19 protein-coding genes are annotated in these 26389 nt (G+C 72.1%); 11 read left to right on the top strand and 8 right to left on the bottom strand.

The annotated features are described in order from the left end of the window. From ACFC79_RS06080 to ACFC79_RS06065, 4 genes are all read right to left on the bottom strand, one after another. Positions 1 to 1367, bottom strand: a 1367-nt coding sequence (locus ACFC79_RS06080) for a heavy metal translocating P-type ATPase (protein WP_376235779.1), incomplete at its 3' end; no start/stop codon positions are given. 262 nt (positions 1368 to 1629) lie between these two features. Next, a complete protein-coding gene (locus ACFC79_RS06075) occupies positions 1630 to 1932 on the bottom strand; it encodes a heavy-metal-associated domain-containing protein (RefSeq protein WP_376235777.1) in 303 nt (100 codons plus the stop codon). Between the two features lie 329 nt (positions 1933 to 2261). After that, entirely contained in the window at positions 2262 to 2678 is a 417-nt protein-coding gene (locus ACFC79_RS06070; protein ID WP_376235774.1) for a peptidoglycan-binding protein, read from the bottom strand. Between the two features lie 120 nt (positions 2679 to 2798). Then, the gene (locus ACFC79_RS06065; RefSeq protein ID WP_376235771.1) at positions 2799 to 3755 is read right to left on the bottom strand and encodes a sugar phosphate isomerase/epimerase family protein; all 957 of its coding nucleotides are present in this window, start codon (positions 3753 to 3755) and stop codon (positions 2799 to 2801) included. Between the two features lie 176 nt (positions 3756 to 3931). On the opposite strand from ACFC79_RS06065, the gene iolC reads away from it, so the two are divergent. The 7 genes from iolC to ACFC79_RS06030 all read left to right on the top strand — a co-directional run bounded on the left by iolC (position 3932) and on the right by ACFC79_RS06030 (position 12188). Next, a complete protein-coding gene (gene iolC / locus ACFC79_RS06060) occupies positions 3932 to 4999 on the top strand; it encodes a 5-dehydro-2-deoxygluconokinase (protein ID WP_376235769.1) in 1068 nt (355 codons plus the stop codon). A gap of 9 nt (positions 5000 to 5008) precedes the next feature. Next, positions 5009 to 5890 (top strand): 5-deoxy-glucuronate isomerase, encoded by an 882-nt coding sequence (iolB, locus tag ACFC79_RS06055; RefSeq protein WP_376235766.1) that lies wholly within the window; start codon positions 5009 to 5011, stop codon positions 5888 to 5890. Then, the gene (gene iolD / locus ACFC79_RS06050; protein ID WP_376235764.1) at positions 5887 to 7770 is read left to right on the top strand and encodes a 3D-(3,5/4)-trihydroxycyclohexane-1,2-dione acylhydrolase (decyclizing); all 1884 of its coding nucleotides are present in this window, start codon (positions 5887 to 5889) and stop codon (positions 7768 to 7770) included. Before iolB ends, iolD begins: the two co-directional genes overlap by 4 nt. Positions 7771 to 7831: 61 nt before the next feature. Then, positions 7832 to 9331 carry a CoA-acylating methylmalonate-semialdehyde dehydrogenase gene (locus ACFC79_RS06045; protein WP_376235761.1) on the top strand — a complete coding sequence of 500 codons (1500 nt, stop codon included), beginning with the start codon at positions 7832 to 7834 and terminating at the stop codon, positions 9329 to 9331. A gap of 773 nt (positions 9332 to 10104) precedes the next feature. After that, on the top strand, positions 10105 to 10584 hold the full coding sequence (locus tag ACFC79_RS06040; RefSeq protein WP_376235759.1) for a transglycosylase SLT domain-containing protein: 480 nt from the start codon (positions 10105 to 10107) through the stop codon (positions 10582 to 10584). A gap of 217 nt (positions 10585 to 10801) precedes the next feature. Further along, a complete protein-coding gene (locus tag ACFC79_RS06035; RefSeq protein WP_376235757.1) occupies positions 10802 to 11407 on the top strand; it encodes a DUF4291 domain-containing protein in 606 nt (201 codons plus the stop codon). A gap of 58 nt (positions 11408 to 11465) precedes the next feature. Continuing rightward, positions 11466 to 12188 (top strand): DUF981 domain-containing protein, encoded by a 723-nt coding sequence (locus tag ACFC79_RS06030; protein ID WP_376235755.1) that lies wholly within the window; start codon positions 11466 to 11468, stop codon positions 12186 to 12188. A gap of 97 nt (positions 12189 to 12285) precedes the next feature. Here the strand turns inward: ACFC79_RS06030 and ACFC79_RS06025 are convergent, their stop codons facing one another. Beyond that, positions 12286 to 12813 (bottom strand): hypothetical protein, encoded by a 528-nt coding sequence (locus tag ACFC79_RS06025; RefSeq protein WP_376235753.1) that lies wholly within the window; start codon positions 12811 to 12813, stop codon positions 12286 to 12288. 405 nt (positions 12814 to 13218) lie between these two features. On the opposite strand from ACFC79_RS06025, the gene ACFC79_RS06020 reads away from it, so the two are divergent. The 4 genes from ACFC79_RS06020 to ACFC79_RS06005 all read left to right on the top strand — a co-directional run bounded on the left by ACFC79_RS06020 (position 13219) and on the right by ACFC79_RS06005 (position 19332). After that, positions 13219 to 15837: an alpha/beta fold hydrolase gene (locus ACFC79_RS06020; protein WP_376235845.1), complete on the top strand. Its 2619-nt coding sequence runs from the start codon at positions 13219 to 13221 to the stop codon at positions 15835 to 15837. A 146-nt stretch (positions 15838 to 15983) separates the two neighbouring features. Then, complete coding sequence (locus ACFC79_RS06015; protein WP_376235843.1) at positions 15984 to 16856, top strand: ABC transporter permease; 873 nt, start codon at positions 15984 to 15986, stop codon at positions 16854 to 16856. 211 nt (positions 16857 to 17067) lie between these two features. After that, positions 17068 to 17523, top strand: coding sequence for a DUF1772 domain-containing protein (locus ACFC79_RS06010; RefSeq protein ID WP_376235841.1), 456 nt, complete (start codon positions 17068 to 17070; stop codon positions 17521 to 17523). 228 nt (positions 17524 to 17751) lie between these two features. Continuing rightward, entirely contained in the window at positions 17752 to 19332 is a 1581-nt protein-coding gene (locus ACFC79_RS06005; RefSeq protein WP_376235750.1) for an FG-GAP repeat protein, read from the top strand. A gap of 263 nt (positions 19333 to 19595) precedes the next feature. Here the strand turns inward: ACFC79_RS06005 and ACFC79_RS06000 are convergent, their stop codons facing one another. From ACFC79_RS06000 to ACFC79_RS05990, 3 genes are all read right to left on the bottom strand, one after another. Continuing rightward, the gene (locus tag ACFC79_RS06000) at positions 19596 to 20741 is read right to left on the bottom strand and encodes a CapA family protein (protein ID WP_376235747.1); all 1146 of its coding nucleotides are present in this window, start codon (positions 20739 to 20741) and stop codon (positions 19596 to 19598) included. 116 nt (positions 20742 to 20857) lie between these two features. After that, positions 20858 to 22186, bottom strand: coding sequence for a phosphoribosyltransferase family protein (locus ACFC79_RS05995; RefSeq protein WP_376235839.1), 1329 nt, complete (start codon positions 22184 to 22186; stop codon positions 20858 to 20860). A 279-nt stretch (positions 22187 to 22465) separates the two neighbouring features. Then, positions 22466 to 26314, bottom strand: a complete 3849-nt coding sequence (locus ACFC79_RS05990; RefSeq protein ID WP_376235745.1) for a hypothetical protein — start codon at positions 26312 to 26314, stop codon at positions 22466 to 22468. Positions 26315 to 26389 lie beyond the last annotated feature (75 nt).

The following is a 26389-nucleotide window of genomic DNA, read 5'->3' as shown; positions in this document are numbered from 1 at the left end:
TTGATGAGGATGCCGAGCTGGGCGCCGCGTCCGGTGCCGACCATGAGGGCGGTCGGGGTGGCGAGGCCGAGGGCGCAGGGGCAGGCGATGATCAGGACGGCCACGGCGGCGGTGAACGCCGCCGTCACGTCGTCCGTGAGCAGCAGCCACCCGGCCAGGGTGATCAGCGCGAGCACCACCACCGCCGGGACGAAGACGGCGGAGATCCGGTCGGCGAGGCGCTGGGCCGCCGCCTTGCCGTTCTGTGCGTCCTCGACGAGCTTCGCCATCCGGGCGAGCTGGGTGTCGGCGCCGATCCGGGTCGCCTCGACGACCAGCCGGCCGGAGACGTTCACCGTGGCGCCGGTGACCCGGTCGCCGACGCCCACATCGACCGGAACGGACTCGCCGGTCAGCATCGACGCATCCACGGCGGACGCGCCCTCCACGACCGTCCCGTCGGTGGCGATCTTCTCGCCGGGCCGGACGACGAAGCGGTCGGCCACGGCGAGCAGGCCGACGGGGACGCGTATCTCCCCGCCGTCCCGCAGCACGGCCACGTCCTTCGCGCCGAGGTGCATCAGCGCCCGCAGGGCGGAACCGGCCTTCCGCTTGGCGCGGGCCTCCAGGTAGCGGCCCAGCAGGATGAAGGCGACGACGCCCGCGGCGACCTCCAGGTAGATGGTGGAACCGGCCCCCTCCCGCGAGACGGTGAAGTCGAATCCGTGCCGCATCCCGGCCATGCCCGCGTCCCCGAGGAACAGCGCCCACAAGGACCAGCCGAAGGCGGCAAGGGTGCCCATGGAGACCAGCGTGTCCATGGTGGCCGCGCCGTGCCGGAGGTTGGTCCAGGTGGCGCGGTGGATGGGCAGCCCGCCCCAGACGACGACCGGGGCGGCAAGCGTGAGGGAGAGCCACTGCCAGTAGTCGAACTGGAGCGCCGGAACCATGGCGAGCAGGACGACCGGGGCGGCGAGCACGGCCGACACGATCAGCCGCTGCCGCAGGGAGGCGAGCGCGTCGGCGGCACCCCGCTCGGCGGCGTCGGCGTCGGCGGACGGAGTCGCGGGCGCGGTGCCGGCCGACGGGATGGTGGATGCGGCGGCCGACGCCGGGGGCGGGGGCGTCGGCGGTTCGGCGGAGGGGGCGGGCTGTGCCGTGTAACCGGCCCTGACGACCGTGGCGATCAGGTCCGAGAGCTCGGCCCCCGGCCCGAAGGAGACCCGGGCCTTCTCGGTCGCGTAATTGACGGTGGCGGTGACCCCGTCCATGCGGTTGAGTTTCTTCTCGACGCGTGCCGCGCAGGAGGCACAGGTCATCCCGCCGATCGTGAGTTCGGCCCGGGAATCCTCTGCCGCCGGGGCCCCCGTCTCTGTCGTGCTGCGCATGTCCGAACTCCTGAAACGCCTACCGGGCCGTACCCCACCAGTATCTGCTGGTCGGTCCGGCCCGGCGTCAAAAGGGGCGATGCGGGTGTATCGGCTGTTTTCGATATCCCGGGTATCTCAGGTGTCCCAGGCGCTCCTGATGCCCCTGGCGTTCTCGATGCCTCTGGTGTTCTCGATGGGCGGGCGTGCTCGGCGGCGTCCGTGCCGCGGGTCGCCCGGGGCGCCACGTGTCCGGGCGCCTCCGGTCCGGGCCGTCGCTCGTTCAGGCCCGGCCCACGAGCTCGTACCCGGCCTCGTCGACCGCGGCGCGCACGGCCTCCTCGGGCAGCGGGGCGTCGGAGGTGACGGTCACCTGGCCGGTGGAGGCCACGGCCTTCACCGAGGTGACGCCCTCGATGCCGGAGATCTCCTCGGAGACGGCGCCCTCGCAGTGCCCGCAGGTCATGCCGGACACCTGGTAGACGGTGGTCACCGCGCCCGTGTCGGCGGCGGCGTCGTCGTGGCAGGAACCGCTGGGCGAGCAGCAGGAGCCGTTGGCCTGGGGGAGCTGGGTCTCGGTGGTCATGGTGTTCTCCTCTACGGCGTGTACTTCGGCACTTCGTTTCCGGCGCGACCTCGCGCCGGGTGGGCGCGAGGCGGCGGGGCGACGGGTACCGGCAGGTCCAGTGGAACCCGGCGCTCATCAAACTATACCCCTAGGGGGTATGAATGCGAGTGCTGTGGGGTGCGTTTCCGCGGTGTGTGGGGGGCGGCGCGGCATGCGGGGGAGGAGAGGTGGGCCCGTCCCGGACTCGGTCGCGAGGCCCCGTACGGCGCCGGAATCCTGGGAACCTGCGCCGTACGGGGCCTCGGACGGTGTGTGCGACGGTCACCCGGACGGACAGGAAGTGCCGGTCACCTGGGCGGGTGGGGCAGCGGGGTCGTGCGGCTCGGGCCCGCGTGCCAGAGCGTCGACCAGGTGGCCTCGGTGACGATTCCGGTCGCCGCCAGCGGCGGGTGGTCCGCCTGGAAACGCTGCACGGCGAGGAAGGTCTGCGGGCCGAACCGTCCGTCGACCGCGGACCACGGCAGGTAGTGCCGGTTGGCGAGGATGCACTGCACCTCGGAGACCCGCTCGCCCCGGTCGCCGTACATGGTCGGTTCGTCGCCGTCGTAGAAGGCGCAGACCGGGCTGGATCCGGGCGGCGGCGGTGGGTTGTGCGCGTCGTCGGCCGAGGCGGCCGGGGCGACGGCGAGGGAGACGGCGAGTGCGACCGCGGCCAGGGCGGTGATTCCGGCCGTCCCGGGGGACGACAGCATCTTCCGGATCATGACGAGTTGTGCTCCTCGTGCGGTGGGGTGCGGCGGATGGGCGCGGGGCCGGGGCCGGGCGCCACCGCCCTCTCTCCGAGGACAACACCGCGCACCGCCGCTACGTCACGTCACGTCGCGTCACATCGCGGAGCGGGTCGGCCCGTCGGAGGTCCGGCGCGGGTCGCCGCCGCAGGAGCGCAGGAAGTCCCGGGTGCGGCGGGCGATGGGGAGCGGCTTGTCGGGCGGGCAGGGGTACATGTCCTGCTCGACGATGGCGAAGAGGTCGACGTCCAGCCTGCGGGCGGCGGCCAGCACGGGCTCCAGCGCGGGCACCCCGCCCGGCGGTTCGCACATCACGCCGCGGGCCACGGCGGGCCCGAACGGCACCTCGTCGGCTACCACCCGGGCCAGGACTTCCGGGTCGACCTGCTTGAGGTGCAGATAGCCGATCCGCTCGCCGTAGGTCTCGATCAACTCGACGCTGTCGCCGCCGCAGTACGCGTAGTGGCCGGTGTCGAGGCAGAGCGACACGAGGTCGGGATCGGTGGCGTCGAGGAAGCGGCCGACGTTCGCCTCCCCGTCGATATGGGTGTCGGCGTGCGGATGAACGACGATGCGCAGCCCGAACCGATCCCGCACCTCCCGGCCCAGTCGTTCCGTCTGGGTGGTGAGATCGCGCCACTGCTCCGCGGTCAGCTCGCGGTCCTCCAGGACCTCGCCCGTCCGGTCGTCGCGCCAGAACGCCGGGATGACCACCAGATGCGCGGCGCCCATCGCCCGGGTGAGTGCCGCGACGGCGGCGACATGCTCCCAGGTCCGGTCCCACACGCCCGGCCCGTGGTGCAATCCGGTGAAGACCGTGCCGGCCGACACCGCCAGTCCGCGGCGGGCGGTCTCGTCGGCGAGCCGGGCCGGATCGGTCGGGAGATAGCCGTACGGGCCCAGCTCGATCCACTCGTAACCCGCCTCGGACACCTCGTCCAGGAAGCGCCGCCAGGGCACTTGCCGCGGGTCGTCGGGGAACCACACCCCCCACGAGTCGGGTGCCGAACCGATGCGGATACGGGACGGAGTCGGCGCGGAGGAGGAGGTCATGCGGCTCAGGCTTCCGGCCCCGGAGGGCCCTGTCAACCATTCGTCCTTATGTCCGGACAAAGCATTGACAGGGTCTCAGGGGGCGGATAGACCTGAGGCTGTCCCGTGATCCCGGCCGGGTGTCGCGGGACGGCCCCGGGAACAACCTTCGCGGTCGCCGGTCGGAAGGGATGTGCATGTCTCAGCCCCCTGAGCCGTACGACGTGATCACCATGGGCCGGATCGGGGTGGATCTCTACCCCCTGCAGACCGGTGTGCCACTCACCCGCGTCGAGACGTTCGGGAAGTTCCTCGGCGGCTCGCCCGCCAACGTCGCCGTGGCGGCCGCCCGGCTCGGCCGGCGGACGGCTCTGGTGACACGCACCGGCCGGGACCCCTTCGGGGACTATCTCCGTCTCCAGCTGCGGCGGTTCGGGGTGGACGACCGGTGGGTGACGCCGGTCGATGCGTATCCGACCCCGGTCACCTTCTGCGAGATCTTCCCGCCCGACCACTTCCCGCTCTACTTCTACCGGCGGCCCAAGGCGCCCGATCTGGAGATCCGCGCCCCGGAACTGGACCTGGACGCGATCCGGTCCGCCCGGGTCTTCTGGATGACGGGCACCGGGCTGTGCGCCGAACCGAGCCGTGCCTCGACCCTCGCCGCGCTGCGTGCCCGGGACCGGCGCGGCATCACCGTCTTCGACCTCGACTGGCGCCCGATGTTCTGGGACGCCGGGGAGGAGAACCCCGCCGCCGCCCGTTCCGCCCCGGGGACCCGTACGGCTACCGAGCCCGAGCCCTGTCCCCGTTCCGCCCCCGCCGCCCGCTACCGCGAGGCGCTCGCCCATGCCACCGTCGCCGTCGGCAACCTCGACGAGTGCGAGATCGCGACCGGCGAACGCGAACCGCACGAGGCCGCCCGCGCCCTGATCGCCGCCGGTGTCGAACTCGCCGTCGTCAAGCAGGGGCCCGAGGGCGTGCTCGCCGTCCACCGGGACGGTTCGGTGGCCGACGTGCCGGCGCTGCCCGTCGAGGTCGTCAACGGGCTGGGCGCCGGGGACGCCTTCGGCGGGGCGCTCTGCCACGGACTGCTCGCCGGCTGGGACATCGCACGCGTGATGCGGTACGCCAACGCCGCCGGGGCCATCGTCGCCTCCCGGCTCGCGTGCTCGTCCGCCATGCCGTTCCCGTCCGAGGTGGAGGCCGCCCTGGCCGCCGGGTCCGTCGTCGGGGAGCGCGGGCGCGCCGCGGGTTCCGGGTAGGGAGTGGACATGACGACGTACGACGAGAAGCGATGCCACCTCCCCGCCGGGAGCGCGGCCGACGGCCCCTACACCCTGGACATCTCGCCGGAACGGGCGGGCTGGGACCGGTCGAGCCTGCGCGTGCTCGAACTGGAGCCGGGCGGAATTCACACACTCGTCACCGGGGGGAGCGAGTGGATCGTGCTGCCGTTGACCGGTGGCTGTACGGTGCACACCTCAGGTGAGATCTTTGAACTGCTGGGCCGGGAAAGCGTGTTCAGTGGGGTATCCGACTTCGCCTACGTACCGCGCGACGCCCACGCACAGATCGCCTCCGGCGCAGGAGGCCGCTTCGCCCTGGCAGGAGCGAAGTGCGAGCGACGACTCCCCGCTCGCTACGGCCCCGCGCCGGAGGTACCCGTAGAGCTGCGCGGCGCCGGGAACTGCTCCCGCCAGGTCAACAACTTCGCCGCCGCCGACACGTTCGTGTGCGACCGGCTGATCGCCGTCGAAGTGCTCACCCCCGGCGGCAACTGGTCGTCGTACCCACCGCACAAGCACGACGAGCACCGCCCCGGCACCGAGTCCGTGCTGGAGGAGATCTACTACTTCGAGGTGGAGCACGACGGCCTCGGCTACCACCGGGTGTCGCCGTCCCGGCCCGGCGGGACGGACGTGCTGGCCGAGGTCCGCAGCGGCGACGCGGTCCTGATCCCCGACGGCTGGCACGGCCCGTCCATCGCCGCTCCAGACCGCACCCTGTACTACCTCAACGTCATGGCGGGCCCGGGGGAGCGGGAGTGGCTGATCACCGACCACCCCGACCACACCTGGATCCGCGACACCTGGCCCGCACAAGCGACGGACCCCAGACTCCCGCTGTACCGGACGCAGGAGGCCCGCCCATGAGCAGCACCGCCCGACTCACCACCGCCCAGGCCCTGGTGGCGTTCCTGGCCCGCCAGTACACCGAGCGCGACGGCCGGCGACAGCGGCTGATCCCCGCGGTCTGGGGCATCTTCGGCCACGGCAATGTCGCCGGGATCGGCCAGGCACTCGTCGAGTCCGGCCGGTCCATGCCCTACCTCCAGGGCCGCAACGAGCAGGCCATGGTGCACGCCGCCGTCGGGTACGCCCGCCAGTGCGACCGACTCGCCACACACGCCGTGACCACCTCCATCGGCCCCGGCGCCACCAACCTCGTCACCGGGGCCGCCCTCGCCACCGTCAACCATCTCCCCGTCCTCCTGCTGCCCGGCGACACCTTCGCCACCCGGCCCGCCGACCCCGTCCTCCAGCAGCTCGAAGTCCCGTACGCGGGCGACGTCTCGGTCAACGACTGCCTGCGCCCGGTCTCCCGGTACTTCGACCGGATCACCCGCCCCGAGGCCCTGATCCCGGCGGCGCTCCAGGCCGTGCGGACCCTGACCGACCCGGCCCAGGCCGGTGCGGTCACCCTCGCGCTGCCGCAGGACGTGCAGGTGGAGGCGTACGACTGGCCGGAGGAGTTCTTCGCCGAGCGCGTCTGGCACGTAAGCCGTCCCGCCCCCGACCCGGACGAGCTCGACCGCGCGGTACGGGCCCTGCGCAGCGCCCGGAGGCCGCTGATCGTGGCGGGCGGCGGGGTGCGGCACAGCGGGGCGCAGGAGACCCTCGCCACGTTCGCCGCCGCCACCCGCATCCCCGTCGCCGCAACTCAGGCGGGCAAGGGCTCCCTGCGCCACGACCACCCCGCCGACGTCGGCGGGATCGGTCACACCGGCACCGCGACCGCCGACGCCCTGGCCCGCACCGCCGACCTCGTCATCGGCATCGGCACCCGGTACTCCGACTTCACCACCGCCTCCGCCACCCTGTTCCAGAACCCGGCGGTCCGCTTCCTCAACATCAACATCACCGGCTTCGACGCCCACAAGCTCGGCGCGCTGCCGCTCGTCGCCGACGCCCGCAGCGCCCTGCAAGCCCTCACCGCCGCGCTCGCCGCCCGCCACCACCGAGTCGACCCGGCCTACGAGACCGAGTACACCGAGGCCAAGGAGGCATGGGAGCGGCGTGTCACCGCCGCGTTCACCGCCGAAGACCCGCATGCCCGTCCCACCCAGGCCCAGGTGCTGGGCCTCCTGGACTCCCTCGTCACCGAGGAGGACATCCTCATCAACGCGGCGGGTTCGCTCCCCGGCGACCTGCACAAGCTGTGGCGGGCCCGTTCCCCGCGCCAGTACCACGTCGAGTACGGCTACTCCTGCATGGGGTACGAGATCCCGGCCGCGATCGGGGTCCTGCTGGCCGCCCCCGACCGGCCTGTCTGGGCACTGGTCGGCGACGGCACGTACCTGATGAATCCCACCGAGATCGTCACCGCGGTGCAGCAGGAACTCCCGGTGAAGCTGGTCGTCCTCCAGAACCACGGCTACGCCTCCATCGGCGGTCTCTCCGAGACGGTCGGCGGCGAGGGCTTCGGCACCGCCTACCGCCACCGCGCCGCCGACGGCACCTTCACCGGCCCGCCGCTCCCCGTCGACCTCGCGGCCAACGCCGGCTCGCTGGGCATGCGGGTGCTGCGCGCCAAGACCGTGCGTGACCTGCGCGAAGCCCTCGCCGAGGCGCGCGCGGCGACCCGTCCCACTTGTGTCTACGTCGAGACCGAAACGCCAGACACAGTGTCGGGCCCGCCTCCGGCACAGGCGTGGTGGGATGTGCCCGTAGCCGAAACGGCAAGTCGGCCATCGGCCGTGAAAGCCCGTGAAACGTACGACCGCCATGCCGCCGACCGACGTCGCCACCTGTGAAGACGTCGCGGAAGACGTCGTTCGAGACGCCACTCAAGACGCCACTGAAGGAGTTCCTGTCATGAAGACCGTCAACCACTGGATCGGTGGCAAGACCGTCGAGGGCGCGTCGGGCAACTACGGCCCGGTCACCGACCCGGCCACCGGCGAGGTCACCACCCGGGTCGCGCTCGCCTCCCCCGAGGAGGTCGACGCCGCGGTCGCCGCCGCCAAGGACGCCTACGCCACCTGGGGCACGTCTTCGCTGTCCACCCGCACCGCGATCCTCTTCCGCTACCGCGCGCTGCTCGACGCCCACCGCGACGAGCTCGCCGCACTGATCACCGCCGAGCACGGCAAGGTGCACTCCGACGCGCTGGGCGAGGTGGCCCGCGGTCTGGAGATCGTCGAGCTCGCCTGCGGCATCACCACCCAGCTCAAGGGCGAACTGTCCACCCAGGTCTCCAACCGGGTCGACGTCTCCGCCATCCGCCAGTCGCTCGGCGTCGTCGCGGGCATCACGCCGTTCAACTTCCCGGCCATGGTGCCGATGTGGATGTTCCCGCTCGCTGTCGCCTGCGGGAACACCTTCGTGCTCAAGCCCAGCGAGAAGGACCCCTCGACCGCGAACCTGCTGGCCGAGCTGGCCGCCGAGGCCGGTCTGCCGGACGGTGTCCTGAACGTCCTGCACGGGGACAAGGTCGCCGTCGACGGTCTGCTGAACCACCCGGACGTGGCCGCGGTCTCCTTCGTGGGCTCCACCCCGATCGCCCGCTACATCCACACCACCGCCTCCGCCAACGGCAAGCGCGTCCAGGCGCTCGGCGGGGCGAAGAACCACATGCTGGTACTGCCGGACGCGGACCTCGACGCCGCTGCCGACGCCGCAGTCTCCGCCGCGTACGGCTCCGCCGGGGAGCGCTGCATGGCGATCTCCGCGGTCGTCGCGGTCGGCTCCGTCGGCGACGAGCTGGTCGCCAAGATCAAGGAGCGCGCCGAGAAGATCAAGATCGGCCCCGGCAACGACCCGGCGTCCGAGATGGGCCCGCTGATCACCGCCGCGCACCGCGACAAGGTCGCCTCCTACGTCACCGGCGCGGCAGCCCAGGGCGCGGACGTGATCCTCGACGGCACCGGGTACACCGTCGAGGGCTTCGAGAACGGCCACTGGATCGGGCTCTCCCTCCTCGACAACGTGTCCACCGGCTCGGACGCGTACCAGGACGAGATCTTCGGCCCGGTGCTGTGCGTGCTGCGCGTCGACACGTACGAGGAGGGCGTCGCCCTCATGAACGCGTCGCCGTTCGGCAACGGCACCGCGATCTTCACCCGGGACGGCGGCGCCGCCCGCCGCTTCCAGCTGGAGATCCAGGCCGGCATGGTCGGCGTCAACGTGCCGATCCCGGTGCCGGTCGGCTACCACTCCTTCGGTGGCTGGAAGGACTCGCTCTTCGGCGACCACCACATCTACGGCAACGACGGGGTGCACTTCTACACCCGCGGCAAGGTCGTCACCACCCGCTGGCCGGACCCGGCCGACGCCCCGGCCGGCGTGGACCTGGGCTTCCCCCGCAACCACTGATCCACCTCCCGCCCGCCGCCCTCCCCGCCGGCCCGCCTCCCTCGACGGCCCGCCCGGACGCATCCCCCGCGTCCGGGCGGGCCGTCGCCGTGTCCCGGGCTCCCGGCGGTCCGGGGCTCCCGGATACCGCCGGGCCCGTTCCTCTCCGCGCGGGCCGGTCCCGGCCGCGCGCCGCAGGGGCGGCGCAACCCCGCTGAAGCGCCCCCATGACCGCCACCACCGGGCCCCGGAACACGATCCGGCCGTGCCCGCTCAATTAACTCTTTCTCCGATACCTCTGTCTCCGAGGCCGTGGACGCCACTGCCTCCGAAGCCGAAAGCACGGTCTGCCCGGGGGCCTCGATCGCCGTTCCGATTCCGGTGCCGACACCCCGGAACAGGTGGGTTACGGCCCCGCCCCGGCAAGGGTCCGGGCGCTCGGGAGGGAAAGAATGAGGGCGCCCTTCCGTTCGCCGCCGAAAGGCTGATGCGCTGCGCCTTTCGGCTATCACGTTAAGTAATTAGGCTTCCGTTTTTGTGGCGCAGACCACGTGATGGCCGCCACTCTTGTGCCGATTTGACGGGTTTGAGGTGTGTGGTGGGCCACGTGATGGCGGTCACTATGGTCGCGGATAGTAGGCGTTCCGGGTGTGGCCGACCGCCTGTTCGTTGCGTTCCGGAGTCATTTCCGATGCCATGTACGATCCCGTTTAGTGAAAGGGGGCTATTGACCCGGATTTCCTCGTCGAATAACAATTCTTGGCATCACCCCCCGACGGAAGAGGAATTACCGAATGCAGATCACCGCGATGTCCCAGAAGTTCGCCCGTATGACCGGCGCCAAGAAGGTCTCGCTGGGCATGCTCGCCGCCGGTGCCGCGATCGTCGCCGGTACCGTCGCCGGAGCCCCGGCCGCCTCGGCCGCCACGCCCGCCGCGCCCACCCGGGCGAGCAGCGGCAGCGTGGACACCTGGATCAAGCAGGCGCTGGAGGTCATGCGTGCGAAGGGCATCCCGGGCACGTACGAGGGAATCCACCGCAACCTGATGCGTGAGTCCGGCGGCAACCCCAACGCCATCAACAACTGGGACTCCAACGCCGCCAAGGGCATCCCGTCCAAGGGTCTGCTCCAGGTCATCGACCCGACGTTCAACGCCTACCACGTCGGCGGTACCGCCAAGAACGTCTACGACCCCGTCGCCAACATCGCCGCCGCGGCCAACTACGCCGCTCAGCGCTACGGTTCGATCGACAACGTCAACTCCGCCTACTGAGTGGGGCGTACGGATTGAGCGACCGCACCGAGGGCTGTTCCGGTCCGAGGGCGGAGCCCGGGGAAACCGGGGAGAGGGGAACCGTCACGGTTCCCCTCTCCCCGGTTTCCCCGGGCCTGTCCCCTCCGGTTCCACCGCCTGCGACCGCGGCTCGCGGCGGCGCGGGCGGGGCCGTAACTCGTTCGCCCCCGGAGCCGCCCGGTGCTGTGATGGGGCCATGACCGCTCCGACCGGGCCGCAGTACGAGATCCGCGCCCAGCACACGGACAGCACGATCACCGTCTACCAGGCGTATGCCCCGTTCATCGGCCTGCCCGCCGTGCGCGACGGACGTTTCCCGGACGTGTGGAAACGCGACCGCATGACCTGGATCAAGCCGAGCTTCCTGTGGATGATGTACCGCTGCGGCTGGGCGGCGAAGGAGGGGCAGGAGACCGTCCTGGCCGTCGAGATCACCCGCGAGGGCTTCGACTGGGCCCTTGCCCGCTCCGAACTCTCCCACTACGTACGGGGGGTTCACCCCGACCGCGCCACCTGGCAGCAGCAGCTGCGCCGGAGCCCGGCGCGCGTGCAGTGGGACCCCGAGCGGGACCTCCGCCTGGAACGGCTGCCGTACCGGTCCCTGCAACTCGGCCTCTCCGGCGAGGCGTCGGAGCGCTACGCGGACGAGTGGACCGTCTCGATCCGCGACGTCACCCCGCTCGCCCGGCGGATCCACGCGCATGTGGCGGCCGGGCGGCTCGACGAAGCGGCCGGACTCCTGCCGCGGGAGACGCCGTATCCGCTCGGCGGGGTGCCGCTCCCGAAGGCCGCGGTGGTCTGACCCGGGAACCGGAGGGGAAATCCCCGATAAAGGTCATATCGGGCATTACGCTCCGCGCATGATCCAGCATGTCATGCCCCTCGCCGCATCCGGCCTGAAGATCGACTGGACCAGGATGCCGACGTACAACACGATCATGTCGGTTGCCGCCGGCGCCGGACTGCTGCTCGTGGTGGCACTGGGACGTCAGCTCCTCGCCCCCGGACGCATCACCACGTCCGACGGCTGGGCGCTGGCGTTCGGCGCCCTCGGCTTCACCCTCGTCACCACCGGCCTCCACATGACGCTGACCTGGCCGCTCGCCGGGCAGGGCTTCCCGTTCGACAACATCATCTTCGGCGAACCCGCCCTGGCCTTCGGCGTCTTCCTGCTCGCCGCTTCGTTCTACCTGTGGAAACGCGGCGCCGAACTTCTCGGCGACGACCGCGTCGCCTTCACGGCGCGCGTCGCCTCACCGCTCTCCCTGTTCGTCTTCGGTATGGGGCTCGCCTGCTTCGGGATCGCCGCCGCGGGCTGGAAGTACACCCTCTTCGCCGCCCCGCCCGAAGAACCCATCTCGGGGGAGTTCGCGAAGTGGCCGATCCTGGAGGCGAGCTTCATGTCCGGGCTGTACGTCCTCGTCGGCATCGGCGCGCTCCTCTTCCCGTTCGCGCTGCGGCGCCCCAGGAGCTGGATGAGCCCGGTGATCGGTGTCGTCTGGGGGCTGGCCGGAATCGCCTTCCTGATCTTCGGCGGGCTGAACTACTTCACCCACATCGGACTCATCGTCAACACCATGTGAGCCGCCGCGGAGCCGGTGGCCCGGTGGGTCCGTCACCGCCCGGACCCACCGGGACCACCGGCTTCACGGTTCCGTCGAGTTCACCACCTCGTCGACTTCACCACCCCGTCGCGGTCAGCACCTCGCCCGCGATGTCCGTGATCTTCCTTCCGTCCGTGGCCACCCGGACCGTGTCCGCGGGCGAACGCTCGTCCAGGAGACGGGCCCTGCGGACGCTGTTGGCCAGCTCGCGGTCCAGCTCCGAACCGATCTCGCGGCCCACCAGCCGCCCGTACGTGGTGGTGTCGGAGGCGGTGAGCAGGACACGGATGATCCGGACATCCGCGCCCATCGCGTGTTCGAACATCGCCGCCGACTCGGGCAGCACGCTCACCGTGTTGGTGTAGATCAGCCGCCGGTACCCGAGTTCCGCGAAGTTCGCCCAGACCGCCGTCAGGTTGCGCTCGGTGATCGCGGCCCGGTGCGGATCGTCGTCCGGTGCCGGATGGACCTGGCCCATCAGGTCGCCCTCCAGGACCGCGTGCGCCGTCCCGGCGGCCCGCAATCGTGCCGAGACCTCCCAGGCCACGGTCGACTTCCCCACGCCCGCGCGCCCGCCGATGAGTAGTGCTTCTGCGTGCTTCATGAGCGGCAGGGTGCCAGCCCGCGGCGTTCCTGTCAGCGAAAGGCGTCTGCCCGGACAGTCCGGCATACCGCGTACGGAGTACGGCGGGCCGGAGCCGTACGCCCCGAGGGGGCTCGGCCACCCGCTCCGGTGACGGTCCGTCCGGGACGTCCGACCGCTGACGGCCTCGGGCAGGATCGGCCGCGATCGGCCGCGGGGCGAGGAGGGGCGAGGAGGGGCAAGGAACTGCGCCCGGGGTGCCTCCATGTTCCTGGCCGAGCGGAGTGGGGGCTCCGCCCGGAGGCGGAGCCGCATGACGCCGCTCGCCGATCCACCCCCCTCCTGCTCCCGGGGTCGTTAGGCTCGGGAGCCATGGCGGCAACCAGCAGGATCACCGACCCGCGTACGCCCCGGTGGCGGCGGCTGATGCCCCGCGGACGCGGACGATGGGCCGCAGGCATCGCGGCCCTCGCCGTACTCGCCGGGGCGGGCACCTGGACGGCCGCAGCCGGGGCCGACGGCCCCGCCGTGCACCGCCAGGACCGGATGATGCGGTTCGACGGGGTGCCGATCGACACCTCCTACTTCACCACCGGCGGCACGGAACGCCGTCCGGCCGTGCTGATCGGGCACGGCTTCGGCAACAGCAAGGACGAGGTGCGGGCGCAGGCCGAGGAGTTGGCCGCCGCCGGGTACGCCGTGCTTACCTGGTCCGCCCGAGGGTTCGGGAAGTCGGGCGGACGGATTTCGCTCAACGCCCCCGACCGCGAGGTCGCGGACGTGTCCCGGCTGATCGACTGGCTCGCCGGCCGGCCCGAGGTACGGCTCGATGCCGAGGGCGATCCCCGGGTCGGTATCACCGGGGCCTCCTACGGCGGAGCGGTCTCGCTCCTCGCCGCCGGGTACGACAAGCGCGTGGACGCCGTCGCGCCGCAGATCACCTACTGGAACCTTGCCGACGCGCTCTTCCCCGACGGAGTCTTCAAGAAGCTCTGGGCCGGGATCTTCGTCACCTCCGGCGGCGGTTGCCAGAAGTTCGAGAAACGGATCTGCGCGATGTACGAGCGGGTCGCCGTCACCGGAAGGCCGGACGAGGCGGCACGTGCGCTACTGACCGAGCGATCCCCGAGCGCCGTCGCCGATCGCATCCGGGTGCCCGCGCTCATCGTGCAGGGCCAGTCCGACTCCCTCTTCCCGCTCGGCCAGGCCGACGCCATGGCCAGGGCCATCAGCGGCAATGGGGCACCGGTCGCCGTCGACTGGATCGCAGGCGGGCACGACGGCGGCGACCCGGAGACCGGCCGGGTGCGGCAACGGATCACCGGCTGGTTCGACAGATACCTCAAGGGCGACGAGTCCACCGGTACCGGGCCCGGATTCCGCGTCACCCGGACCGGAGGCGTCGACTCCACCGACGGGGCCGCCCGTACCCGCGGGGCGAGCAGCGCCACGTACCCGGGACTGGGCGCCGGAGGGAGGACGGTCGGCCTCGCACTGCGGACGCAGACGTTCCGCAATCCCGCCGGAGCCAACCCGCCGGGCGTCTCCGCCGTGCCGGGCGTCGGCGGCGGGCTCTCCCGGCTCTCGTCGCTCGGTGTCGGCCTCTCGATGGACGTGCCCGGACAGTACGCAGGCTTCGACTCGGCACCGCTGGACGAACCGCTGCGCGTCACCGGCTCGCCGACCGTGCGGGTGGAGGTGAAGGCCGACCGGGGCGACGCCGTGCTGTTCGGCAAGGTGTACGACGTATCGCCGGACGGCACGCAGCAGGTGCTGCCCGCACAACTCGTCGCGCCCTTCCGGATCACCCCGGACCGCCAGGGCCGGGCGGTGTCCCTCACTCTCCCCGCCGTCGACCACCGCTTCGACGCCGGGCACCGGCTCCGTCTGGTCCTCTCCGCCACCGACCTCGGATACGCCTCACCGGCCGAGCCGGCGACCTACACCGTGACCACCACCGGACCCCTCACCGTCCCCACCGCCCCCGGTCTGAGGACCGCGGCGGCAGGTCTGCCGTGGTGGACCTGGGGCCTTCCGGCCGCCGCCGCGGTGATCGCCGCACTGATCCTGCTCACCGCCCGCCGCCGCACCACGGCCCCCGCACCCGACGCCGCACTCGCCGAGGTGCCCCTCCAGATCACCGCCCTGTCGAAGAAATACGCCGGTTCCGCCGACCGGTATGCCGTGCGGGACCTCACCTTCCGGGTCGAGAAGGGGCAGGTGCTCGGGCTGCTCGGGCCCAACGGCGCGGGCAAGACCACCACCCTGCGCATGCTGATGGGCCTCATCGCGCCCGACGACGGCGAGATCCGTGTCTTCGGACACGCCGTCCGGCCCGGGGCGCCCGTACTGTCCCGCGTCGGCGCGTTCGTCGAGGGCGCCGGATTCCTGCCGCACCTGTCCGGGCGCGCCAACCTGGAGCTGTACTGGCGGGCCACCGGCCGACCCGCCGAGGACGCCCGCATCGACGAGGCGCTGGAGATCGCCGGACTCGGTGACGCACTCGCCCGCGCCGTGCGCACGTACTCCCAGGGCATGCGGCAACGGCTCGCCATCGCCCAGGCCATGCTCGGGATGCCGGACCTGCTCATCCTCGACGAACCGACCAACGGGCTCGACCCGCCGCAGATCCGTGAGATGCGGGACGTGATGATCCGGTACGCGGCCGGCGGCCGGACCGTCATCGTCTCCAGCCACCTCCTCTCCGAGGTCGAACAGTCCTGCACCCACCTCGTGGTCATGGACCGCGGCCGGCTCGTCCGGGCGGGCCCGGTCGCCGAGATCACCGGATCCGGCGACATGCTGTTCGTCGGCACCGCGCACGAACCGGCCGACCCCCTCGTGGAGAAGATCGCCGCGCTGCCGGGCATCGGCTCGGCCACCCGCACCGGGGACGGCCACGGACTGCTGGTACGCCTCGACGGGGCCACCACACCCGAGCTGATCGCCGAACTGGTCCGGCTCGACGTACCGGTGACCGGTGTCGGGCCGCACCGCCGCCTGGAGGACGCGTTCCTCACCCTGATCTCCGGAGGCCCCGCATGAGTGCCGCAGGCGATGCCGCGGAAACACGTACCGCAGGAAGGGAAACGGGGGCGCAACCGGGGACGGAAGCGGGGGCGGAACCAGGGGCGGGAACGGAACCGGTGGCAGGAACACGATCGGGCGCGGGCCCGACGACCGGTACCGCGATCGCCGCCGGGGGCGTCGGCACGGCCGAGGCATCCGGCTACCGGGCCCGGCGCACCCTGCCGTTGCGCGTCGAGGCGGTGCGTCAACTGCGCAGGCGCCGCACCCTGCTCATGGGCGGGGTGCTGGCCGCACTGCCGTTCGTCCTGATCGCCGCGTTCGCGATCGGCGGCACCCCGTCCTCGCGGAGCGGCGGCGCGAGCCGGATCACGCTCATGGACACCGCGACCGCGTCCGCCGCGAACTTCGCCGCGACCTGCCTGTTCGTCTCGGCCGGATTCCTGCTGGTGATCCCGGTGGCGCTGTTCTGCGGGGACACGGTGGCCTCCGAGGCGAGCTGGTCCTCGCTGAGGTATCTGCTGGCGGCCCCCGTGCCCCGGACGAGGCTGCTGTGGAGCAAGCTCGTCGTGGCGCTCGGCTTCAGCCTCGCCGCGATGGTGCTGCTGCCGCTCGTCGCACTGGCCTCGGGAGCCGTCGCCTACGGCTGGGGGCCGTTGAAACTCCCCACCGGAGGAGCCCTCGACGGCTCGACGGCCGTCCTCCGGCTGGCGCTCGTCGTCGCGTTCGTCTTCGTGTCCCAACTGGTCACCGCCGGGCTGGCGTTCTGGCTTTCGACGAGGACCGACGCCCCGCTGGGCGCGGTCGGCGGGGCGGTCGGGCTGACCATCGTCGGCAATGTCCTGGATGCCGTCACCGCCCTCGGCTCCTGGCGCGAATTCCTTCCCGCACACTGGCAGTTCGCCTGGGTGGACGCCCTCCAGCCGCAGCTGGAGTGGGGCGGCATGGTGAAGGGATCGGCGATCTCGGTGACCTACGCCCTGATCCTGTTCGCGTTCGCCTTCCGGGGATTCGGCCGGAAGGACATCGTGTCCTGAGCGGGGTGCGCTCCGAGGGGGTGCCGTGTGCGTGTGCCCCGACGGCCGTGCCTTGAGCGGGTGTGCTCCGACGGTGCCCTCCGGCAGGTACGTCCCGGAGGGCGCGGGGGCCGGGCCCGCCCCCGTTCCCGCGCACTCCGGCGCGTCCGGACTCGGGCGGATGTGCGAGAAGCGGCGGTCCGGCGCGGCCCGCGAAGCCATGATGGGCGCCATGTCCTCCCTGCTCCTGGCACTTGCCCTTCTCACGACCGGCCTCTACGCGGGATTTCTGCTGACGTTCCTGATCGCGATCATGCCGGGCATCGCCGCGCTCCCGGACGAGCGGTTCACGGACGCGATGCGCCGCTTCAACGAGAGGGTGCCCGGCCCGCTCTTCCTGGTCCTCTTCGTCGGCGTGATCGTCCTCCCGGCCGCCGTGGTCGTGACAAGGGGCGGGAACGCCGTCGCCGGCCGTTCGTGGGCGGTGACGGCGCTGGGCTGCGCCCTCGGCAGCCACCTCGTCACGATCACCGGCAACATCCCGCTGAACAAGGCGCTCGCGACGTCCGAGGGCGGCGACGACCGAGCGGCCCGCACGGCGTTCGAGGCCCGCTGGAACACCCTCCACCGCATCCGGACCGTGCTGTCCCTGGCCGCCTTCGCGCTTCTCGTCGTCGCCGCCCGGTAGGACGCCGGAACCCGGAGCCGCCCGCGCCCGTCCTCGTCGTGCGGCCCCGGCGCTCGCCGCCCCTGGGTGTCGTGCCCGCGTGGAGGTGCTGTGACGGTCCTGTCCGGGGCGCAACCGATCGGGTGCGCGAGCGGGTCCCAGTCCACGCGGAACTCGTACCGGTCCGGCAACTCCCCGTTCCGGCACGGGCGTTCGCACCCCACACCCCGACCGAACGGAGAAGTCCTCGTGGCATCCCGCGTCCTCGGAACCACCCGCGCTCTCGGAACCACCCGCGTCCCCGGAACCGCCCGTGCTCTCGGAGCCGCCCGCGTCCTCGGAACCACCCTCGCGCTGGCCACCACCGCGGCGACCGCGGTGATCGTCCTGCCCACCTCCGCCGGGGCGACGACGCCCGCCCCCGCAGCCGCCTCCGCGAGCACGGGTGGGGCCGCGTCCGCCCGGCCCCCCGTACGCGACGACTTCAACGGCGACGGCTATCAGGACGTGGCGTTCACCGCGCCGGGTGCCACCGTCGACGGCCGGGCCGGGGCCGGGTACGTGGGGGTGATGTACGGCTCGGCGAACGGCCCGAAGACCGCCGTCAAGCAGGTCCTCACCCAGAACTCGCCCGGAGTCCCGGACACCGCCGAGGCGGGTGATGCCTTCGGCGGATCGGTGGTCTCCGCCGACCTGGACCAGGATGGGTACAGCGACCTCGTGGTCGGCGCCGGGAACGACCGGAACGGCACCGTCGAATCGGCGGGATCGCTCACCGTGCTCTGGGGCGGCGCGCACGGACTGTCCGGTGGCGCGACCCTGCTGGTCGGCGACGAGCAGAACGCGAAGATCGGCACGCGCACCGCGGTCGGGGACTTCGACGGCGACGGTGCCACGGACGTCGTCACCCTCGACGGGGGCGATCTGCACATCCTGTCCGGCCCGTTCCGGCGCGACGGCGGCGCCGCGGCCCCGGTCAGGGTGATCCGGGACATGGACGACCTGCGGTACCTGGACCTCACCGCGGGCGACTTCGACGGCGACGGCCGCGACGACCTCGCCGCCGTGGTCCACGACGGCGACGAATACGACTCCCGGCGCATCCTGATCCGCAAGGGCGGCGCGAGCGGTCTCGCCGAGGAGTACACCGTCGTCGAGGGGAAGGACGGCAACCGTCTCCAGGGCGGCGAGACCATCACGGCGGGCCGGGTGGACGGCGACGCGTACGACGACCTCGTCGTGGGCCGGCCGGTCGACGGCCAGGACAGCGACGTCGATCTCCCGCTCGCCGAAGGCGGCATGATCACCTACGTGCCGGGCAGTGCGACCGGTCCACGCGGCGACCGGGCCCAGGTCTTCAACCAGGACAGCGCGGGCGTCCCGGGCGTCGCCGAACACTCCGACGGCTTCGGCTTCTCGGTGTCGATCGGAGACGTGAACGGTGACGGCTACGGCGACATCGCCGTAGGCGTCCCCGGCGAGGACCTGGGCACCACGAAGAACGCCGGATCGGTCCTGGTCCTGCCCGGCACCGCCTCCGGACCCACCGGAAAGGGCACCGTGGGCTTCAACCAGGACACGGCGAACGTCCCCGGTGTCGCCGAGGCCGACGACCGGTTCGGCGCCGCCGTCGCGCTGGTCGACACCGACCGCGACGGACGGACCGAACTGCTCGTCGGAGCCCCGGGCGAGAACGCCGACGCGGGCTCCCTCTGGGTCTTCCCCACCACGGCGTCCGGCCCGACCGCCGAGGGTTCCTTCACGTTCGGCCACGGAACCCTGGGCACCACACCCACCGATGCGAAGCTCGGCTCGTCCTTCTCCCGCTGACCCGCCGCAGGGCGCCGCGGCGGTGCGATCGGGCGCGGCGCGCGAGGTGCGGGGCGGATGACGCGGTGCGCGAGGTGCGGGGCGGGGCGGATGACGCGGCGATCCGCCCGCCACGGGCCCTGTGGGAGGCGACGCGGCGGGCGCGCGGCCGGTCGCGCGCCGTAGGCCGAGGGGACGCGGGGCGCGGCGGGGTGTGAGCCGTACGGCGAGGGAAGGGGGCGGGCCCCGCCCCCTTCCTACTGCTCCGGGCCCCGGCCCCCTTCCTACTGCTCCGGTCCCCGCCCACCGCCACCGTCCGCCGGTGGTCGCAGGACGAGTGCCCCGTCCCGGGCGCGCTCCACCCGCGAGCCGAAACGGCGACCGGCGCGCTCCAGGACCGTGCGCAACCACTCGGCGTCCTCGTCCGACGCCCGCTCCAGCCGCATGCGCCGCGCCTGGAGCGGAATCATGCGCACGTCCACCGACCTGCCGGTGTCCGCCTCCACCGTGACGAGGTACAGCAACCGCAGGTCGTCGCGGTAGCGCTCGTAGCCGCCGATTCCCTCGTAGTCGTCCACGAAGTCGCCGCACCCGTAGAGGATCGTCCGCCCCCGGTGGGTCTCGATCGGTCGCGGATGGTGCGAGGAGTGGCCATGCACCACATCCACCCCACCGTCCACGAGCGCGTGCGCGAAACCGACCTCGTCGCGCGATACGCCGAACCCCCAGTTCGGCCCCCAGTGCAGGGACACCACCACGACGTCGCCGGGGCGCCGCGCCCGACGCACACGCTCGACGAGCCGTTCCGCCACCGCCGCGGACGGCTCGTCCGCGAACTCCACGCCCGCCCGGTCAGCGGTGGCGGCCCAGCCGTGCGGGACGCCGCTGGAGGCCAGCCCGCAGGACAGGACCAGCACCCGGCCGCCCCCGCGCACCGGGACGGTCGCGGGTCGCCCTGCCTCCTCCGCGTCCCGTCCCGCACCGGCCGTCCGCAGCCCGGCGCCGGACAGCGTGGCGAGCGTGTCCGTGAGTCCCCGGTCTCCGAAGTCCAGGACGTGGTTGTTGGCCAGGACACAGACGTCGGGACGGACGGCCGCGAGACACGGCAGGTTGTCCGGGCTCATGCGGTAGTGGATCCCCTTGCCGGGGGCGAACGCCCCACCCCGGGTGACACACGTCTCCAGGTTGATGATCCGGGCGTCGGGGGCGACCCCGTCCAGGAGGCCGAGCGCCTCGCCCCAGGGCCAGGCGTAACCGACCGGCCGGGGAATCGGTCCGGCGGCCGCCTCGGTAAGCGCGACGTAGTCGCGGGCGTTCCGCACCCAGGGCTCGCGCAGTGCCGGGTCACCGGGGTGCGGCAGGATCTGGTCGACGCCGCGGCCCAGCATCACGTCACCGCAGAGGAACAGCGTCACCAGGCCCACGGGCATGTTCCCGGCCCCCTTCGCACGCCCCCCGACCCTTTACCCTCGCGCCTCCGGTTTTCGTCCGGCTTCCCTCCGCGCTTCCTGCCGCGCCACTCGCCCCGTGCGACGTCCAGGAGGGATCAGACCGGAGCCGCATGGGCGGTCGGGGCCATGTGGTCGACGAACCAGTCGCGGGCCAGGGCGGTGACCTCCTCCAGGGCGCCGGGTTCCGCGAACAGGTGAGTGGCGCCGGGGACGACGGCGATCCTGCTCTCGCAGCGGAGCCGTTCCTGGGCCTGCTGGTTGAGTTCCAGGACCGTACGGTCGCAACCGCCGACGATCAGCAGGGTGGGAGCCGTGACCGAGGGCAGCGACGCCCAGGCGAGGTCGGGCCTGCCACCGCGCGAGACGACGGCGGAGACCCGCCCGCCCTGCTCCGCGGCGGCACCGAGCGCGGCGGCGGCACCCGTACTGGCCCCGAAGTACCCCAGCGCCGGGCCCTCGGCCTCGGGCCTGGTGCGCAGCCATTCGGTGGCGTCCGCCAGCCGCCGGGACAACAGGGCGGTGTCGAACACATTGGCCCGGTCTCCCTCCTCGGCCTCGGTGAGCAGGTCGAACAGCAGCGTGCCGAGTCCGGCACGGTTCAGCCCGGCGGCGACGAACTGGTTGCGCGGGCTGTTCCGGCTGCTGCCGCTGCCGTGCGCGAAGAGCACGATCCCGGCGGCGCCGTCCGGAACGGTCAGTCGCCCGTCCAGGCGCACGGCCCCGGCCTCCACGACCACCTCCCGCTCGTGGACCGGCGGTCCGCCGTCCGCGGCGCCGGTACGGGCATGCCCGGCGGCCGACCGTTCGAGACAGGCGATCACCTCGCGGTCGTCGACCTGGGAGAAGTCGGCGTAGAACTGCCCGATCGCGAAGAAGTCCCTCGGCGTCTCCGGGCAGATCAACTCGTCCGCCTCCCCGCTCAGCCGCTCCGTCCAGCCCTCCGGCGCCACCGGAACCGCCAGCACGACGCGTGCCGCACCGCGGGCCCGGACGATGCGGCAGGCCGCCCGTGCCGTGGAACCGGTGGCCACGCCGTCGTCCACCACGAGCACCGTCCGGCCCGCCGCTTCCGCCGACTGCCCGTTCCCCCGATACCGCTGCGCCCGCTCCTCCAGCACCGCGCGTTCACGGGCCTCGACCCGCGCGAACTCGTCCGGTGAGACCCCCGCCGCCCGCACCACCTCATCGTTGATCACCCGTACGCCGCCCTCGCCGATCGCGCCCATGGCCAGCTCCGGCTGGTACGGCACCCCGAGCTTCCGCACCAGGCACACGTCCAGCGGCGCGTCCAGCACCTCGGCGACCTCCGCCGCCACCGGCACCCCGCCACGGGGCAGCCCCAGCACCAGAACCGGCAGGCCCCGCAGATGCCGCACCCGGGCGGCCAGCCGACGACCGGCATCACGACGGTCCATGAAGAACACCATCACGCCTCCTCCCGGAGGAACCCCCGCGCCCGTACCGCCTGACGTGCTCCGTCCGAGCGCCCCACGCTCCACGCCGAGCCACGGCCCCGTCGTCAGCCCCGACCGTCTCCCGTCGCGGTGCGGGACCTTCCCGCGCCGGTCCGACGTAGTCCTCTCCGGCCGACAACCCCATCGTCGCCCCGACACCAGCGCAGCGCAGCCCCCGGAGTCCGCCCCCGCCGCGTCCTGCCCTGCCCGGGTGGGACGGGCGGCCCGAGGACCGCTCTCACGGACCGCTCAGCACTCCGCCCGGCCGGTCCCGCCGGTGCCGGGCCGGGCACGGAGGTGCACGAGCGCGGTCTCGGCGAGTTGCGGCAGCACCTCCGGCGCCAGACGGGGGAGCAGGGGCAACGCATGATGCCAGTGCTCGCCTGCCAGTACCTCTCGCACGAGGCGGCGGGCCTCGTCCACGTCCCGGGAGGAGCCCGTACCGAGGGCATCGGCGAGTGCGCCGAAGCGCAGCGCCGAGCGCCTCCGCGGTGCCCAATCGTCCGTGGCCGGGACGATCGGCCGGACGCCCGCGAGGTACGCCGCCACCGAGACGAGGGCAGCGGCACGGCCGTCCGGGTCGGCCGCCCGCTCGGCCGTCTTCCGGGCCTCGGAGACACTGCCCCGGAAGGCGTGCAGGACCGCCCATTCCGCGACGGGCAGCACTCCTCCGGGCAGTGCCGTCCTGACCATGTATCTCTCCCAGCCCGCCAGCTTGCCCCGCAGCCCAGGCACCTCGGAGCAGCAGGCACCCTCGTCGAGCAGGGCGTGGACCAGCACCGCGTACGGGTCCCACCGCCTGATGTCCTCCTCCACGCGTGCACAGCCGGTCCGGAGCGCCGCGCACATCTCGGCGCCGTGCCGTCGGGGGTTGGGCAGGGCGAGCAATAGTTCCGCCACGGCGGGAAGGGCCTTCGCCCGAAGCTGCGGTGGCAGAGAGGTCCGGCGGCCCGCATTCACGAGGTGTTCCCCGACGATCCGGGCGGCGGCCTCCGGATCGTGTGCCGCAAGTCCCACGGCCACGGCGGTCCGCGTTTGTTCCACCTGGACGTGCTTCCTGCCCCCGGACGCACTCCCGCGCGTCCACACCTCCGCCGAGTCCGCGTCGCCCGCGTGGGCGAAGGCCTGAGCGACGAGATCGGCCAGGAACGTCTCGCGGCCGTTCGAGGGCGACGGGGCTTCACACAGGGATGCCGCCGCCTCGGCCGCCTCCCGGGCGCACCGTCCGGCCTCGGCGACATGCCCACCGGACGCGCAGGCCACCGACAGGGCGGCGAGCGCACCTGCTCGATCGGCCGGTTCAGGAGAGCGCACCGACAGACGCACCGCGTCGTCGATATGCCCCGCTGCGGCGAGTGCTCCGGCCAGCAAGTCCGTCCACCCCCGGGCATCCGCCGTCGCGACATGGCCCTCCCATCGGGCGAAGGCCGCAGCAAGCAGCCGACGGCCGTGCAAAGGGTTCGCCTTCAACGCCTCTTCGACCTGCTGGAGTTCAGCGTTCCGATCCGCCTCCCGCCCCGTGTCGTCCCTGCTCTCCGCTACCTCGACCGGCCTCAGCTCCCGCGCTGTTGCCCCTGCTGTCGTTCCCAGGCCCAACGAGTTCTCGGTCAGCACCGCGATGGCGGGCTCCCGGACGTCGTCGCCGAGCACATCGTGGTGCCATTCGGCCGGCACCGCCCCCAGAAACTCCACCGCGTTCTTCGGCATTTCCACATCGATGAGGGCTTTTACCACGCGGGCCAGAGTGGTGGAGAGTTCGAGCTCCAGATGGGCGCGGTCGGCGGGTGACAACGCTTCGGGCGCGGCGAGCGCTTCGAGTAACGCCTCCTGCGCCTGCTGCAACAAGTTGCGGGCACTCTCCCGGCGTCCCGAGCCCAGCACCGTGGCAGCCAGCGCCAGCAGGTCGACATGGACCAGATTCGACTTGGGGTCCAAGTCGGCGCAGAAGTCTTCCACACGTTGCCGGAAGGCGACGTTGCCCCGGAGAGAGGCTTTTTTTGCCAAGCGGGGAACGCACATCGGCGCGTGACGGAAGCCCAGGACCAGGTCCCGGAAGGCGGGCTCGTCCTTTCCCGACGCTTTGATCAGTTCGCCCCAGATCTCCAGGGCCTCGGCCTGCTGTTCCGGTATTCCCAGATGCAGTCCTTCCGCGTGTTCCGCCACGGTGATGAACCTGTCCGTGCTTTCGCCGCCGAGTGCCACCGCCGCCTTGAGCCGGGAAGTCCATCCCGCGTTCCCGCAGGAGAGAACGGCACGCAGTATCTTGCGTCCGGGGGCCGTCAGCCCACAGCCGCAGAGAGCCAGTCCGGCGCCCTTCAACTGGTCCAAGACCTCGTCCGGTTCGACGACGGACAGCGCCTCCTCCGTGGCGCGTTCCGTCCACTCGACCGCCTCCCGGGCGATGCTCTCGGCTTCCGGACCCGATCCTCCCGTTTTGGCGAGCACCACGGCGACATCGGTCAGCCGCACCGCCTTGGCCGCCGACTCCGGTGCCGACAGCGCCAGCGCTCGTGCACGCGACACATCACCCGCAAGGGCGAACAATTCGGGGAACCGTCGCGGTACGAGACGCGCCTGTGTCGTGAGCAGGGCCCGGGAGACGGCCACCCGGGCGGTCACGCCGAGATCGTCCGTCCGCTCGGCCGTGACGAGTTCGAGCTGCGCCCGTGCCTCGTCGAGGCGGCCCAGTTCGACAAGCGTCGACTGGCGGTGAGGATCGAGCACGAAGCGTTCGACCCCGTCTGTCCCGTGTGGCAGCCGCGGATAGTGCGACAGCAGATAGCGAGGAGTGTCGACGGGCCAGCCACGCGCCTGCCAGGAGTCGGCCCAGGCGTGCAGCGTGTCGACGGCACGTCCGAGCCCTTCCCGTCCGACCTCCTCCCGGGCGCTGCGCAACAGCTTCTCGTCACCGAGGACATAGCTCGGCGAATCGAAGCCCTCCGGTACGAGACACAGCCCCCGCACACCCGCCAGCAGCCGAGCCAGTTCGACCTGCTCGACACCGGTCAACTCCGCCAGGTCCTCGACGCGCAGACCGGCCTCGGCGGCCGCCAGCAGCCCCATGACAGCCCGCCCCGGCTCCGACGCACCGAGCGGTTCCAGTTCATCGCGTACGCTCCGCTTCATCGGCCGGGCCGCACGGACCGGAGCGAGCGACCGCACGGACTCCGGCCTCCGCAAGGGGTGTTCGGCCGGAACATCGGTCGGCAGCTCCGCAGTGGGGCGACTCGACACGATGACGCGGATGCCACGCTTCGCGTCCCGGGCCGTGGCCCGTTTGGGCATGCTGGGTGCCTCGTGGGGGAGCAGCGCCGCGATGCTCACATCGGGCCTTCCGCTTTTCGGCAGCCCGCCGCGCCACGCGGCGTCCTCGTCGAGACTGTCGACCACGATCACCAGTCGGCGCCCGTCCTTGGACGAACGCCTCGCTGCGTCCTGAAACAGTTTCTGGAGCTTCGCCCGTGGAACGGCCTGTGGCCCGGCAGGTTTCTTCCTTCCCAGAAGATCGGTCAACTGCCCCGCCATCTCGTACGCAAAATGCTCGTACCGGTTCCATCCCCTGGCTCCGGACAGGAAGTAGCCCACCACATTCACCCCTTCCGGCGGGTTCAGCACGAACTGCGCCAGCAGGGCCGACTTTCCCGCCTCCGGCGGCGCCTGCCACCAGAGGTACGAGGGGAGGTCCCCGGATGCTTCGACGAAGGACGTCATGGCCTGCCATTCGCTGTCACGACTGTGAAATGGCCTTCCCGTAAACGTGTCTGCCCCGAAGCGAGCGAGACGCTTCCGGTCCTCGCCGCGGCCCTTGGACGTGCCGCGATGGTCCTCCGCCTCCAACTGTGCGTCGTCGAGCACCCGGCGCCACTCGTCGTCGAAACCGGCGTCCTCCCCGGCCTCGCGCCGAAGATATTCGACGAGCCGCACCACACCTTGGGTGCTGCCATGGCCGGGGGCCTTCTCACCGCGGCACCACAATCTGGCAGACGCCGCGTCCACGTCGGCCTCCTGCCCGCAGCGGACGAAGCTGGCACCGGCCTTCTTCCGGAGGTCGTCCAGCTTGGCGCCGAATGCCTTGCGCGCCCTCTTCACGATCGCCATTTCTCCTCCGCCTTTTGCGTCCTAAACGATCAACCTGGCGCCCTGACCTGGGGCTATTAAGTGCCCGTGCGATGG

This window comes from Streptomyces sp. NPDC056061, from assembly GCF_042266885.1.
Classification (GTDB): Bacteria; Actinomycetota; Actinomycetes; order Streptomycetales; family Streptomycetaceae; genus Streptomyces.
The sequence above is the reverse complement of the archived record's forward strand: the minus strand, read 5'-3'. Positions and strand labels throughout refer to the sequence as shown.

Excerpts from the sequence above, each read along its gene's own strand:
- ACFC79_RS06075 (WP_376235777.1), bottom strand. The coding sequence starts at position 1,932 with ATGACCACCGAGACCCAGCTCCCCCAGGCCAACGGCTCCTGCTGCTCG.
- ACFC79_RS06070 (WP_376235774.1), bottom strand. The coding sequence starts at position 2,678 with ATGATCCGGAAGATGCTGTCGTCCCCCGGGACGGCCGGAATCACCGCC.
- ACFC79_RS06065 (WP_376235771.1), bottom strand. The coding sequence starts at position 3,755 with ATGACCTCCTCCTCCGCGCCGACTCCGTCCCGTATCCGCATCGGTTCG.
- iolC (WP_376235769.1), top strand. The coding sequence starts at position 3,932 with ATGTCTCAGCCCCCTGAGCCGTACGACGTGATCACCATGGGCCGGATC.
- iolB (WP_376235766.1), top strand. The coding sequence starts at position 5,009 with ATGACGACGTACGACGAGAAGCGATGCCACCTCCCCGCCGGGAGCGCG.
- iolD (WP_376235764.1), top strand. The coding sequence starts at position 5,887 with ATGAGCAGCACCGCCCGACTCACCACCGCCCAGGCCCTGGTGGCGTTC.
- ACFC79_RS06045 (WP_376235761.1), top strand. The coding sequence starts at position 7,832 with ATGAAGACCGTCAACCACTGGATCGGTGGCAAGACCGTCGAGGGCGCG.
- ACFC79_RS06040 (WP_376235759.1), top strand. The coding sequence starts at position 10,105 with ATGCAGATCACCGCGATGTCCCAGAAGTTCGCCCGTATGACCGGCGCC.
- ACFC79_RS06035 (WP_376235757.1), top strand. The coding sequence starts at position 10,802 with ATGACCGCTCCGACCGGGCCGCAGTACGAGATCCGCGCCCAGCACACG.
- ACFC79_RS06030 (WP_376235755.1), top strand. The coding sequence starts at position 11,466 with ATGATCCAGCATGTCATGCCCCTCGCCGCATCCGGCCTGAAGATCGAC.
- ACFC79_RS06025 (WP_376235753.1), bottom strand. The coding sequence starts at position 12,813 with ATGAAGCACGCAGAAGCACTACTCATCGGCGGGCGCGCGGGCGTGGGG.
- ACFC79_RS06020 (WP_376235845.1), top strand. The coding sequence starts at position 13,219 with ATGCCCCGCGGACGCGGACGATGGGCCGCAGGCATCGCGGCCCTCGCC.
- ACFC79_RS06010 (WP_376235841.1), top strand. The coding sequence starts at position 17,068 with ATGTCCTCCCTGCTCCTGGCACTTGCCCTTCTCACGACCGGCCTCTAC.
- ACFC79_RS06000 (WP_376235747.1), bottom strand. The coding sequence starts at position 20,741 with ATGCCCGTGGGCCTGGTGACGCTGTTCCTCTGCGGTGACGTGATGCTG.
- ACFC79_RS05990 (WP_376235745.1), bottom strand. The coding sequence starts at position 26,314 with ATGGCGATCGTGAAGAGGGCGCGCAAGGCATTCGGCGCCAAGCTGGAC.